Origin of the sequence: Chryseobacterium cucumeris (assembly GCF_001593385.1) — a bacterium.
GTDB classification, from domain to species: Bacteria; Bacteroidota; Bacteroidia; order Flavobacteriales; family Weeksellaceae; genus Chryseobacterium; species Chryseobacterium cucumeris.
The window spans coordinates 514,907-529,208 of record NZ_LUVZ01000001.1 but is presented as its reverse complement, the minus strand read 5'-3'; the positions used below and the strand labels follow the sequence as shown (position 1 = coordinate 529,208).

11 protein-coding genes are annotated in these 14,302 nt (G+C 37.1%); 2 read left to right on the top strand and 9 right to left on the bottom strand.

What is annotated here, in order from left to right:
• Nucleotides 1-44: 44 nt before the first annotated feature.
• Both A1704_RS02395 and uvrA read right to left on the bottom strand, forming a co-directional pair.
• Nucleotides 45-812, bottom strand: coding sequence for a methyltransferase domain-containing protein (locus tag A1704_RS02395; RefSeq protein WP_062670105.1), 768 nt, complete (start codon nucleotides 810-812; stop codon nucleotides 45-47).
• Nucleotides 813-900: 88 nt separating this feature from the next.
• Complete coding sequence (gene uvrA, locus A1704_RS02390) at nucleotides 901-3,693, bottom strand: excinuclease ABC subunit UvrA (protein WP_062671555.1); 2,793 nt, start codon at nucleotides 3,691-3,693, stop codon at nucleotides 901-903.
• Nucleotides 3,694-4,331: 638 nt separating this feature from the next.
• Between uvrA and A1704_RS02385 the strand changes: the two genes are divergently transcribed.
• Both A1704_RS02385 and A1704_RS02380 read left to right on the top strand, forming a co-directional pair.
• Nucleotides 4,332-6,143, top strand: a complete 1,812-nt coding sequence (locus A1704_RS02385) for a TonB-dependent receptor plug domain-containing protein (protein WP_062670103.1) — start codon at nucleotides 4,332-4,334, stop codon at nucleotides 6,141-6,143.
• Between the two features lie 71 nt (nucleotides 6,144-6,214).
• On the top strand, nucleotides 6,215-6,931 hold the full coding sequence (locus A1704_RS02380) for a DUF2490 domain-containing protein (RefSeq protein WP_062670101.1): 717 nt from the start codon (nucleotides 6,215-6,217) through the stop codon (nucleotides 6,929-6,931).
• On the opposite strand, the gene A1704_RS02375 is transcribed toward A1704_RS02380, so the two are convergent.
• From A1704_RS02375 to A1704_RS02345, 7 genes are all read right to left on the bottom strand, one after another.
• Nucleotides 6,928-7,374: a phosphohydrolase gene (locus tag A1704_RS02375; protein WP_041461800.1), complete on the bottom strand. Its 447-nt coding sequence runs from the start codon at nucleotides 7,372-7,374 to the stop codon at nucleotides 6,928-6,930. The genes A1704_RS02380 and A1704_RS02375 overlap by 4 nt on opposite strands.
• A gap of 79 nt (nucleotides 7,375-7,453) precedes the next feature.
• Entirely contained in the window at nucleotides 7,454-7,789 is a 336-nt protein-coding gene (locus tag A1704_RS02370) for a YegP family protein (protein ID WP_062670100.1), read from the bottom strand.
• 26 nt (nucleotides 7,790-7,815) lie between these two features.
• Entirely contained in the window at nucleotides 7,816-8,130 is a 315-nt protein-coding gene (locus A1704_RS02365; protein WP_062670096.1) for a hypothetical protein, read from the bottom strand.
• A gap of 145 nt (nucleotides 8,131-8,275) precedes the next feature.
• Nucleotides 8,276-10,051, bottom strand: coding sequence for an acyl-CoA dehydrogenase family protein (locus A1704_RS02360; RefSeq protein ID WP_062670094.1), 1,776 nt, complete (start codon nucleotides 10,049-10,051; stop codon nucleotides 8,276-8,278).
• 233 nt (nucleotides 10,052-10,284) lie between these two features.
• A complete protein-coding gene (locus tag A1704_RS25030; protein WP_317041189.1) occupies nucleotides 10,285-10,494 on the bottom strand; it encodes a four helix bundle protein in 210 nt (69 codons plus the stop codon).
• Between the two features lie 80 nt (nucleotides 10,495-10,574).
• Complete coding sequence (locus A1704_RS02350) at nucleotides 10,575-11,756, bottom strand: acetyl-CoA C-acyltransferase (RefSeq protein ID WP_062670092.1); 1,182 nt, start codon at nucleotides 11,754-11,756, stop codon at nucleotides 10,575-10,577.
• A gap of 118 nt (nucleotides 11,757-11,874) precedes the next feature.
• Nucleotides 11,875-14,268 (bottom strand): 3-hydroxyacyl-CoA dehydrogenase/enoyl-CoA hydratase family protein, encoded by a 2,394-nt coding sequence (locus A1704_RS02345; protein WP_062670090.1) that lies wholly within the window; start codon nucleotides 14,266-14,268, stop codon nucleotides 11,875-11,877.
• Nucleotides 14,269-14,302 lie beyond the last annotated feature (34 nt).

The window sequence follows — 14,302 nt, the reverse complement described above, 5'->3', positions numbered from 1 at the left end:
TTTGGCTTTTGTGGCAGCTTTCTTTTATGGGGGATCAAGATTTTCTATTTCTTACGGCCATACATCAGGATGCGCTTGAATGCATAGATAGCCGGATATTTCGTAAACCTTTTGGCGATACGAGATTTAAATTCGGAGATGAATTGTTCTTTCTGTTCTCCTTCCAGACGTTCTAAATAAGGTAACAATGCCGTTCCTGAAATAAAGGTGTATAAAGCCTCGTGATCATTCGCAATGATGGGATATACTTTCTGAAATATTTCAATATCATGAATTCCGTTATCAAATAATATCTGGGCATAATCATCCATTGAAAGCACCGGAGAATCGCGGTTAAAATGATTTAATTGGGATGCATAAGGCTCCTCATCTGCCATTTCCGTTAGAATCTGGTTCAGAATATTTTCTTTCTGGACGGGCATTTGTATGGCTAACTGTCCATTCTCTGAAAGTAATCCAATGATTTTAGGAAATAAAGTTTCGTGATCATCAGCCCACTGTAAAGCGGCATTACTGAAGACAAGATCCCATTTCTGATCAGACAGTGCTGCTTCTTCAATGCTCTGAAGCTTAAAATGTAAATGATCGTTTTCAAATTTCTTTGATTTTTCAAGCATTTCTGCTGATGAATCAATTCCTAAGAATGTAGAACCTGTGAGTTTTTCCATTAGAATAGAGGTTTGTTCTCCGGTTCCACAGCCTAAATCAATAGCTTTTATATTATTTTCAGGCTTAATTAATGCTGCTAAATCATAAAAGGGTTTGTAACGTACATCTTTGTATTGATCGTATAATTCGGGATTCCAAGGCATAAAGAATAATTTTGTAATGGGTTAATAAGTTGAATAAAGATAAAGAATCTAAATAAAAATCGGCTGTTTTTAAAACAGCCGATTGTATTTATTGTTCCAATTTTTCTTTGATGTATTTTGCCGTATAGGACTTTTTATTTTTAGTCAGATCTTCAGGTGTTCCTGCAAATACAACTTCGCCACCATGTTTTCCGGCTTCCGGACCGATATCGATAATATAATCGGCACATTTGATGATATCAGGCTGATGCTCAATAACAATCACTGAATGTCCAAGATCAATCAAAGCCTGTAATGACTTCAGTAATTTCTGAATATCATGGAAGTGAAGCCCTGTAGAAGGTTCGTCAAAGATGAATAATGTTTTATCTGTGGTTACTCCTTTTACAAGGAAAGAAGCCAGTTTCACACGTTGTGCCTCACCACCTGAAAGGGTAGAAGAGCTTTGTCCCAGCTGCAGGTAGCCTAATCCTACTTCCTGCAAAGGTCTCAGCTTTGTTACAATCTTTTCTTCATTATTATCTTTAAAGAATTCCAATGCTTCATCTACGGTCATATGAAGAATATCAGAGATGTTTTTTTCATCAAATCTTACTTCAAGGATTTCATTTTTGAATCGGGTTCCTTTACAAACTTCGCATTCAAGCTCGATGTCTGCCATAAACTGCATAGACACATTGATTACTCCTTCTCCTTTACATTCATCACATCTACCTCCATCCACGTTGAAAGAGAAATGCTTAGGCTTGTAACCCATCATTTTGGCCACTTTCTGCTTGGCAAAAAGATCACGGATATCATCGTAAGCTTTTAGATAGGTGACAGGGTTTGAACGGGATGATTTTCCAATCGGGTTCTGATCAATCAATTCAATATTTTTGATCAGTTTTTTCGGGAATTCTACAGAATCATAGTCTCCTTTTTTACCACCCATTCCAAGTTGGATCTGGATGTCATTGGTGAGGATCTCTTTCATCAAAGTAGACTTTCCACTTCCTGAAACTCCGGAAATAACTACCAGACTTTCCAAAGGAACGTCTACATCTATATTTTTAAGGTTATTCTGACGCGCACCTTTAATATGAATCCATTCTTTTCCTTTTCTTCTTTTTTTCGGAACTTCAATTTCAAGTCTTCCCGTAAGATATTCTGAAGTAAGGGTATTGGCTTTTTTCAAGTCTTTATAATCACCGGCAAATACCAGTTCGCCACCAAGATAACCTGCTTCCGGACCAATATCAATAATATAGTCTGCCGCTCTCATCACATCCTCGTCGTGTTCTACTACAATAACGGTATTTCCAAGGTCACGAAGATTTTTCAATACTTCGATCAGGTTTTCGGTGTCTTTAGAGTGCAGTCCGATAGAAGGTTCATCCAATATGTAAATAGAACCCACCAGAGAACTTCCTAAACTGGTTGCTAAGTTAATTCTCTGGCTTTCTCCTCCTGAAAGGGTATTGGACGTTCTGTTTAAGGTTAAATATCCTAATCCTACCTTTAATAAAAATTCCAGGCGGGTGGTGATTTCATAGATCAGTCTTTTGGCTACTTCTTTGTCATGATCAGAAAGCTTCAATCCATTAATGACAGGAGCCAGCTCATCCAAAGGAAGCTCAATCATCGATTGAATATTGTGTCCGTCTACTTTTACCCAGCTTGTTTCTTCACGAAGTCTCAACCCTTCACATGTCGGGCAAAGGGTTTTTCCTCTGTAACGGGAAAGCATTACTCTGTACTGGATTTTATAAAGGTTTTCTTCAAGCATCTTGAAGAAATTATTGATGCAAGGGAAACTGCTCCTTCCGTCACCTTTCCAAAGGAAGTTTTTCTGTTCTTTTGTTAATTGATGATAAGGTTTGTGGATAGGGAAATCACCTGCTTTTTTGATGAAATCTTTTTTCCATTCGCTCATCGTTTCTCCTCTCCAGCAGACAACAGCATCTTCGTAGATGGATAATGTTTTATTAGGAACTACAAGATCCTCATCAATTCCAATTACTTTTCCATACCCTTCACACGCCGGACATGCTCCGTATGGATTATTAAAGCTGAAAAAATGAACGTTGGGTTCAAGGAACTCCATGCCGTCCAACTCAAATTTATTGGAAAATTCTTTTACTTTTTCTGTATCGATGTTCTTTAGTGAACAATATCCGCGTCCTTCATAGAACGCCATTTGTATAGAGTCTGCAAGTCTCTGTAAAAAACTTTCGTCTTCTTCGTATGAGAAACGGTCGATGACAAGATTAATAGTCATTCCTTTCTCAGGAGTAAAACCAAAACTTTCAAGGTCTTCAATTCCTGCAACATTTCCATTGATTTCAAGCCTTGTGAAACCTGCCAGTTTTAAAATATTTAAGGTTTCTTTGAAATTGTCAACATCATATTCCAAAGGAGCAGTTAATAGAAAGGAAGTATCTTTTTTTGAAGCCTTGATGAAGTCGACTACATCAGAAACCGAATCTTTCTTCACTTCTTCTCCGGAAACCGGTGAAAAGGTTTTCCCGATCCTTGCAAATAAAAGCTTCATATAATCGTAGATCTCTGTAGAAGTTCCCACAGTAGAACGCGGATTGGAAGAAATTACTTTCTGCTGGATGGCAATAGAAGGTGCAAGTCCTTTGATATCGTCCACTTTTGGTTTTTCTAATTTTCCCAAAAACTGACGGGCATAAGAGCTTAAACTTTCTACATATCTTCTCTGTCCTTCTGCATAAATAGTATCAAAGGCCAAAGAGGATTTTCCACTTCCTGAAACACCTGTAATAACAATAAGTTTATTTTTCGGAATCAGGACGTCTATATGTTTCAGATTGTTAAGATGTGCATTCTTAACGAAAATCTGTTTCTTTATGTCTATTTCTGTTGTGTTAGCCATATTTTGTTTATTCATAAAAGTAACTGTAAAGCATTAAAACTTTCAGTATAATGGTGTTTTGCCTTAGAATTTTCCCAGGCTGTCATCAATTGAACTTTTGCCGGTATTCCCAAATTCATCTGATATTCTGCAGCTGTAATTTTTTAGATTGCCGATAGAATTACCGTTGAAAAAGAATGCTTTCATCGTAAAATTAAGACCCACAAAATTACGAAATTTTAGCGAAAAATTTACGCTTATCTTATTGTTAAAAATTGTTATTATCAACATGAAATAAGAAGGCGAAAAAGGAAATAAATCTGTTGATGAATGATAAAAATGAATATTTTTTGTGGACTTAATGTTGTTTTACGGTTTATTTTACAGTGTTTTATATAATTTTTAAAAATATATTGTGTTTTTTTGTTTAACTATTGTTTTATGTTGTAAAATTATTTAAAATTGTAGCCGTAAATATGTAATATAGAAATGAGAAAATTATTCAGAGATCTAGTTACACATTTAATGAGAAAAAGATAGAATTACTCCCTCACACAGATGCAGCATTACGTTGCATCTTTTTTTATGACAACTATCATTTGCCTGTCTTGGTGAACTCTCTTACTTTTGGACTCTGTTAAAAAACTACGGAAACGATTATGATCAAAAAGATAGGAAGTGCTTTTTTTCTGGGATCTTTACTTTGGGTAAATGCACAGGAAAAGACAACAGATATTGAAAGCATCGAATTTCAGGGAAAATTTATCTCTACACCTTATAAAAGTGCCAATCAGAACATCAGTGTTATCACCAGAGAAGACATTGTAAATTCTCCGGCTAAAAGTATAGACGAAATCCTTCAACAGGTGCCAGGAATGGATATCAGAAGGAGAGGAGCTAATGGTGTGCAGAGCGATATCGGTTTTCGTGGTAGTTCTTTTGAGCAGGTTCTTCTGTTGTTGAACGGAATCAGGATGAATGACTCCCAGACCGGACATAATAATATGAATATTCCGGTAGATCTGGATGAAGTAGAAAAGATAGAAATCATAAAAGGCCCGGCTGCAAGACGTTTCGGACAGAATGCTTATGCTGGTGTTATCAATATCATCACCAGAAGTGTTCCGGGGAAAAAAGTGAAGATAAGCGCAGAGGGTGGAGATTACGGCAGCTATGGTTTGGGATTTAACGCGCAGATCGGAAATGAAAAATTCACGAACTCCCTGCAGGCGAATTCAGCTTCATCAGAAGGGTATATGTTCAATACGGATTATGAGATCAGAAATGTATTTTATCAGGGAAAACTGAATATCAAAAACGGAGATGTAAGAGTACAGGCCGGGTTTTCGGAAAAGAAATTCGGAGCCAATGGCTTTTATGCTTCCAGTGCTGCTACCAAACAGTATGAGGAAACACAGGCCTCTATTGTAAGTGTAGCTCATCAGCAGACTTTTGGAAAGCTGAAGCTTAACTCTAATGTGTATTGGAGAAGAGGGCAGGATATGTATCTTTATGACAGATGGAATCCGGATTTTTACCGAAATATGCACATCGGAAATAACGTAGGTGGAGAAGTGAATTCCAGCTATCAGTGGGGGTTGGGAATAACCGGAATTGGTGTTGAACTGAGAAAAGAATTTTTAATAAGCAGTAATTTGGGTGACCGAAACCGTTTTGTATCTCAGGTTTTCTTTGAACATCATTTTTCATTACTGGATAAAAAACTGAACATCAGTCCGGGAATTTCATGGGCTAATTATTCTAAAGAAGGAAATTTCTTTTATCCGGGGCTTGACGTAGGCTATAACTTTAATACTAATTCTAAAATCTACGGAAATATCGCAAAAGTACACCGTGTACCCACTTTTACCGAACTTTATTATTTGAGTAAAACGGAACAGGGAAATCCGGATTTACAGCCTGAAAATGCTTTGTCATCAGAGATAGGTTATCAATATCAAAATAACAGAATTTTAGCAAAAATAAGTGGATTTCTTAGGAATTCCAGCAACTCTATTGACTGGGTAAAAAAAGACCTTAGTGATAAAGTATGGTATGCCCAGAATGTAGGAGATATCAAAACAAAAGGAGTCGAAGCCGAGTGGAGCCACAGACCGACAGACTGGTTAAAATATACAGTAGGATATACTTATATTGATAGTAAATATGAAGAAAAAGCTGGTGTGATTTCAAGATATATTCTGGACAATCTGAAGCATCAGTTTGTGTCCAAGTTAGAGGTGAAATTCCTGAAAAACTTTACCAATGAGCTTGTTTACCGTTACAACGAAAGAGTCAATCTGGGAACCTATAATCTTGTAGATGAGAAGCTGAGTTTTGCTAAGAAAGATTATTCAGTGTATGTGTTGATTAACAATTTGACCAACACAAAATATACCGAAGCATTTGGGGTGGGAATGCCGCAAAGGTGGTTCCACATTGGGTTTTCTTATACAATTAATATTAAGTAGGTGTTAATTTAATATTAATGAAAGTTAATATTAACAAATTGTTAAAAAATATACATTTGCAAAAATTTTTTATGAAACGTCTTATAGGCTTAGGTTTATTACTTGGAATATCTTTTTTTAAAGCGCAGGAACACATTTCCAGCTTCAATGCAGTGACTCTGACCTATAAGTTTCATCCGAAATTTTTCCTTTATGCTGAAGGGCAGATGCGTGGTAACGAAGATTATACCTACCCTGATTATTATGAAATAAAAGGAGGGCTAGGGTATAATCTTACCAAAAACCACAAACCTTTTGTAGGACTGGGAAGATATGTTAACTATAAAGAACATAGCCTGAGCAGAGAGGAGTTCAGGGTATGGCTTCAGGATGTTATTGATATCAAGAAAGGTATCGTAAAGTTTGAAAACCGTTTCCGTGCTGAAAAGAGCTGGTTTTACGAGCCAAAAACAGATCAGACTTCCCAGAGAATGCGTTACAGATACCGTCTGAACGTTAGTGTTCCTTTGAACGCTAAAACCATTAAGAAAGGAACTGTTTTCGCTAATGCTTATGACGAGGTTTTCTTTGTCTCTCCGATGAAGCCTACTTTCGCCAGAAACAGAGTCTATGGCGGTTTCGGCTATCAGATCGATGATTATTTCGGAATCGTGAGCGGATATCTGTGGCAGCGTGAATTTGAAGCAAAAGGAAACAAAAATTTACATTTCGTTTACCTTGCGTTAAATATCAATATCGATGGAACAGATCATCACACGAAGAGTTACGATTTCCCGGGTGCGGATTAATATTTCTCTATCAGATAGCGATAGGCTTTCAGGTATTTATTGAATCTTTTGATATCCTTAGGAGTAAGCTCTCTGTTTACTCTTCTGAGATCCATATTATCACGAAGATCATTTAGTTTTACAGCTACAGAAAGGAGAGATCGTTCCGTTCTTTTAATGAATTCATCATAGTCTTCTTCCGGATCAAGCTTTGTAAGGCAGCTGATGGCAAAAATAATATATTCAGGAAATCCTTCCGACCTTAAATAGTCCAGACTAAACTCCTGTGGATGGTCTTCTACAACATCGTGAAGTACTCCAACGATTTTTTCATCCAGTGTTTTACCATAGTTCATCACCCGCATTACGTGGGCAATGTAGGGAGCATGGTATTTATCGGTTTGTCCTTTATGAGCCTTATCGGCGATTTTGATTGCTTTATTCAGTAATTCTTCTTTTGTCATTTCTAATGAAAAATAGAGTACAAAAATAAAAAATGCCTTAAAAAAATAAGACATTTTATGAAGAATATTTTATATGATTTTAAAAGTCTGTTTCGTCCTCTATATGAGCATGAGGAGCATTGTTTTTTACAGATTCTATTCCGTTTTCCATACCATTGTCAGATTCATACATCTGGCTGGTTCCGATGATCTGTCCGTTTCCGGCTTTTAGATTAAAATAACATCTGCCGTCATTGGCTGTATTTCTTTCAAATTTTGCGTCTTCCTGTGCATTGAGTTTTACGGATCCGATTCCGCTTTCACAGGAAGGTTTGGTACTGTATCCCTGGCTGGTTAAAATAACCTGCCCGTTTCCAGCTTTGAGGTTGAACTGAAAGTCTCCGTTTGTTCTTTTAGAGATAATAAATTTTCCCATGGTAATAGTTTTTAGTTTGTGTTATGTTATTTGGATGGTAGTATTTTTTTCCGATTGACCTGAAGCTTATCTGGAGTAATCGAATTTAGAATTTTATATTGTGAATAATCCTTTGAAGATTCTTTTAAAGCCAGATAAAGAATTGTATCATTGGGCTTAACCGTTAATATTTTGTAAAGTTCTTTTTGAGGTTGATCGGGTTTCAGAGCAAAATATCCCGGGAATTTCCCTTTAGCAACAATTTTTGTGGTATCCATCTTGGGAACAGGAAGTAAATTGTCTTTTTTTTGTGCTGAAAAAGTAACGAAAATAAGGAGTATTGGAAATAATAAAATTTTCATGTGTTAGTTATTTTAAAATAAAAATAATAATTTTTTTTGAATAACCTTGCTAAATACCATTAATTTCAATGGATGTCATAATTGATAAAGATCAAAAAAGCGCCTCAAAAATTGAGACGCTGAATCAAATTTATGTTATTAAAGACTAATAAGCTCCTTTCTCGATATAGTGAGCGGCTACTTTTTCAGTAAGCGCTACTACATTCGGATGGTTGGTATATTTAGTGAATCTTCTTAATCCAGAAAGCATCATTCTCTGCTCATCTCCTTCAGCAAAAGAAACAATTCCTTCTTTAGCTGCAGCGATGATTTTCTCAACAGCTTTGTAAAGATTTAACTGAGCCATAGCTGCTTCTACAGATTCAGGAGAGAAGTGTTTCTCTGCTCTTAATACTGCGGATTCTGCCATATAGATCTGGTTAAGGATTTCAGATGCATTCAATAATAAATGCTGTTGTTTTTCAATATCCATCATATATTTCTGAAGAGCTGCTCCGGAAACCATTAGGAATACTTTCTTAAGGTTTGCGATAATTGCTTTTTCTTCGCTCATGAATTCTGAATAATCAGGAACTTCAAATGAAGGGATACCCATCAATTCTTTGCTGATGGCCATAGCAGGTGATAAAAGATCCAATTCACCTTTCATCGCTCTTTTAATAAGCATTCCTACGGCTAATAATCTGTTGATTTCGTTGGTACCTTCATAGATTCTTGAAATTCTTGAATCTCTCCAAGCCGCTTCCATAGGAGTATCTTCAGAGAATCCCATCCCTCCGTACACCTGAATTCCTTCGTCTGCTGTGTGCTGGGCAAGGTCAGAAACGAATACTTTAAGGATTGAGCATTCTACCGCGAATTCTTCAACACCTTTCAGTTCTGCTTCCTGATGGCTTAATCCACCTGCTACTAATTCGTCAATTTTATCCTGAACGTTTTTAGCTGCTCTGTAAGAACCTGCTTCACTTACGAAAACTCCGGTTGCCATTTCAGCAATTTTCTTTCTGATCGCTCCGAAAGTAGCGATTGAAACACCAAACTGTTTTCTTTCGTTAGAGTACTGGATAGAGTGGTTTAAAATTCTTCTCTGTGCATCAAGACATGCTGCAGCCAATTTGATACGGCCTACGTTCAATGCATTCAAAGCGATCTTGAAACCATTGTTTCTTTCTCCTAAAAGATTTTCCACAGGAATTTTCATATCATTGAAGAAGACCTGACGGGTAGAAGAAGCACGGATACCTAATTTATGTTCTTCTTCTCCGAAAGTTAAGCTTTCAGGGTTTTCAAGTTCCGATCTGTTGATGACAAATCCTGTGATATTTTTATCATCATCAATTTTAGCGAATAATGTAAATGTATCTGCAAATCCTGCATTGGAGATCCACATTTTCTGACCGTTGATGATATAATGTTTTCCGTCTTCGGAAAGTTTTGCTTTTGTTTTTCCTGAATTGGCATCAGAACCAGCATCTGGCTCTGTCAGACAGTAAGCTCCGAATTTTGTTCCCGTTGCTAAATCCGGAAGGTATTTTTTCTTCTGCTCTTCAGTTCCGTAAAGAACGATTGGCAGGGTTCCAATTCCGGTGTGTGCACCATAAGCTGTAGCCAATGAACCTGTAGTTCCTGATAGATAATCACAGGCAAGCATTGTAGTCACAAAGCCCATTCCAAGACCTCCGTATTCTTCAGGAACAGCGATTCCCAACATCCCCATTTCTCCCAGTTTACGCATGGTCTCTTCAGTAAATGCGTAATCTTTCTTCTCAAAACGTTCTCTTTGAGGAACTACTTCTCTATCTATAAATTCCTTCGCAGAATCACGAAGCATCTTTTGTTCTTCATTCAGTTCTTCAATACTGAAAATTTCATTTGCAGGAATCTGTTTGATCAGGAATTCCCCGCCTTTTAATGTAGCCATATATTATTTTGTTTTTTAAATTTTTTGAGACATTCAGATAATAGACGGATAGATGATAGACTTTTATACTGTCTATTTTCTTTCGGTCCATTATCTCCTAGTCTTTTGTTTTCTTAGTCCCTGTTTAAAGTATTCTGAAATACCATTGTTGCTTTTTGAAATTCTTCAATCTTAATTTCAAAGATTTCAGTTTTTTCATCAGATAAATATTTTCTATGATTTGCTAACAATATTTATGTTTGCAATTCAAATGAAGAACCTAAAGAAATATCCAAAAAATGACTAAAAGACTTATTTGTCCTGCTTGAACCTTCAGCTATATTTGATGGAATTGAAATTGCACATCTGTCCATTTGATTTTTCAAACCATACTTTTCATAAATCGGAAAAGTATCTGTAAGATCTAAAGTTAATCTTGATAATTCCATACTCATTTGCCAAATTTTAAGCTTTTTAAAATTGTGCCTCTTAAAAAATCATTCATTCATTTTTGGTGTCTTTAAGTCTATTATCTATCCGTCTATTAAAGAAGTTCAAAAATAGAAGCCGCTCCTTGACCTGTTCCCACACACATAGAAACCATTCCGTACTTGTTGCCTCTTCTTCTCATTTCGTCAAGAAGTTGTACTGTCAGTTTTGTTCCTGTACATCCAAGCGGGTGACCAAGGGCGATAGCTCCTCCGTTTACGTTTAAGATGTCAGGATTTAATCCTAATTCTTTTTTGATTGCAACCGATTGAGAAGCGAATGCTTCGTTAAGTTCGATCAAATCGATATCTTTTAATTCTAAACCAGCCTGTTTCAATGCTTTTGGAATAGCATAGATAGGACCCATTCCCATGATTCTTGGTTCTAATCCGGCTGCAGCATAAGCCACTAATCTTGCCTCAGGCTCCAGTCCTAATTCTTTTACCATTTCCTCACTCATTACCATTACGAAAGCCGCTCCGTCACTCATTTGAGAAGAGTTTCCGGCAGTTACGCTTCCTCCGTTGGCAAATACAGGTCTTAGTTTTGCTAAACCTGCTAAAGAAGTATCTGCTCTAGGCCCCTCATCTACTGAAAAATCAAACTTTTTAGTCTGCAGTTTCTGATTTTCGTCCAGGAAATTATATTCTACAGGAATCGGAACAATCTGGTTGGCAAATTTACCTTCCTGATTAGCTTTTAAAGCCTTCATATGAGATTCAAAAGCAAACTGATCCTGTTCTTCTCTTGTAATATTATATTGTTTTGCAACTTCTTCCGCTGTGTAACCCATTCCCCAGTAATAATCAGGGTTTGTTTTTGCGATATCCGTTTCAGGAACCGGCTTATAACCTCCCATAGGAATATATGACATAGATTCTGTACCACCCGCGATGATACAATCTGCCATACCAGCCTGAATTTTCGCAGAAGCAATAGCAATTGCCTCACTTCCTGATGCACAGTATCTGTTCACGGTAACTCCCGGAACTTTATCGGTATTTAACCCCATCAAAGAGATCAGACGCGCCACATTAAGCCCTTGTTCAGCTTCCGGCATTGCGTTTCCTACGATAAGGTCATCAATTCTATTTTTATCTAATTGTGGTAGCTCAGCCATTAATTTTTCAATAACGGTAGCCGCCATGACATCAGGTCTTGTAAATCTTAAACTTCCTTTTGGAGCTTTTCCAACGGCAGTTCTGAAACCTTTTACTATGTATGCTGTCTTTGACATTGTTTTATTAATTAATTGTTATAAAAATTAACCATACTGTTTGTCATGCTGGAAGCATCTATTCAATGTTTGGATCCCTTCGGAATGACAAAGTGTTTGTTAATTATTTTTGAAAGTATTAGTTTCTTAATGGTTTTCCGTTCTGTAACATGTACTGGATTCTCTCCAGAGTTTTTCTTTCTCCACAAAGCTGAAGGAAAGTTTCCCTTTCAAGGTTCAATAGATACTGTTCCGTTACAACTGTTGGCTCTGATAGATTTCCACCTACCATCACGTTGGCTAGTTTATCAGCAATTTTCTTATCGTGTGCAGAAATAAAGTTTCCGGTTAACATCTGGTCAGTTCCTACGTAGAACATTCCTAATGCGTCTTTACCCAAAACTTTTACTTTCTGTTCGATGGGCTGGGTATAGCCTTGTTCTGCTAATAGTTTCGCTACTTTTTTCGCTTCAGCAATCTGTCTGTTTTTGCTTACGGAAACGATGTCTTTCCCTTTTTCAAGGATTCCCATATCGTAAGCTTCATAAGCAGAAGTAGCTACTTTACCCATAGCGATGTTCATAAATGCATCACGAAGTCTGTTATTTTTAACATCATCGTTGTGGAATTCTCTGGAAGTTCTTAAAGTCAATTCTTTAGTACCCCCACCACCAGGAATTACTCCAACCCCGGTTTCTACCAGTCCGATATACGTTTCTGCCGCTGCAACCACTCGGTCTGCATGCATGGTCATTTCGCATCCTCCACCTAAGGTCATTCCGTGAGGAGCAACTACTACAGGAATAGAAGAGTAGCGTACTCTCATCATTGATTTCTGGAAGTAAGCGATTGCCATATTCAAATCATCCCAATCCTGCTCAATAGCCATCATAAGAATCATCGCAAGGTTGGCACCTACAGAGAAATTAGCTCCCTGGTTACCAACTACTAATCCGTCATATTCTTTTTCTGCCAAATCAATCGCTCTGTTCAATCCGTCAAGAACTTCACCTCCAAGAGAGTTCATTTTTGAACGGATCTCAAAGTTGATAATTCCGTCTCCCAAATCTTGGATAGCAGCCCCTGAATTGCTCCAAAGTGTTTTATTTTTTCTGATATTATCTAAGATGATGAATGCATCCTGACCAGGGATCTTGTTGTATTCTCCTGAATTTTTATCAACGTAAATGCTTTGACCCTCGTCATTAACTTTATAGAAATTTTCTACATTTTTCACCCAGTCAGAAACTTCGTATCCTGCATCTTTTGCCAGTTCAATACCTTTCTGAACACCTACAGCATCCCAGATTTCAAATGGACCGTTTTCCCATCCGAAACCGGCTCTCATCGCATCGTCAATTTTATAGACCTCGTCAGAGATTTCAGGTACTTTATGCGAAACGTAAGCAAATAATGCTCCTAAAGACTTTCTGTACAATTCACCAGCTTTATCTTTACCACCAATTAATACTTTAAATCTGTCAATCGGTTTATCTATAGATTTTGTTAATTCCAGAGTAGGGAAGGATGATTTTCCTTGAAGTTCATACTCCAAAGTATCAAGGTTTAATCCGTGAATTTCAGATTTTCCTTCTGCATTTTTCACTTTTTTATAGAAACCTTGTTCTGTTTTTGAACCTAGCCATTTATTATCCATCATCTTCTGGATATAAGGAGGAAGGGCAAATACATCATTGAAGTCATTCGCTTCAGCACCGCTTTGACGAACTCCGTTGGCTACCATTACCAAAGTATCAAGACCTACAACGTCAGCCGTTCTGAATGTTGCAGATTTTGGACGTCCGATTACGGGACCTGTTAATTTATCAACATCAGAAACGGTAAGTCCTAATTTCTGTACATTATGAAGAAGATCCATCATAGAAAACACCCCAATTCTGTTGGCAATGAAAGCTGGTGTATCTTTGGCTAAGACAGTCGTCTTACCCAGGAATTTCGCTCCGTAATTCATATAGAAATCGATGATTTCAGGAGCTGTATCGTTGGTTGGGATAATCTCTAAAAGGGGAAGATATCTTACCGGGTTGAAGAAGTGTGTTCCGGCAAAGTACTTCTTGAAATCCTCGCTTCTCCCTTCTGTAAGGAGATGAATAGGAATACCGGATGTATTGGAAGAAATTAATGTTCCCGGTTTTCTGAACTGTTCAATTTTTTCGTACACAGACTTCTTGATATCAAGTCTTTCAACGACTACTTCAATGATCCAGTCGGTATTTTTTATTTTCGGCAAATCATCATCGAAATTTCCGATTTTGATTCTGTCTGCAAACTTTGGTGAATAAAGAAGTGCAGGACTTGCTTTTTTAAGTTTTTCAAAGTTTTCGGAAGCAATTCTGTTTCTTACTGCTTTGTCATCTTTGGTCAAACCTTTTTTCTGTTCAGCTTCATTAAGTTCAAAAGGAACAATATCCAAAAGTGATACTTCAACGCCGATGTTGGCGAAGTGAGCAGCGATTCCGCTTCCCATAATTCCTGAACCAAGAACCGTTACATGTTTGATTCTTCTTTTCATATGTAAATTTTTATTTGTATAAGATGATATGAAC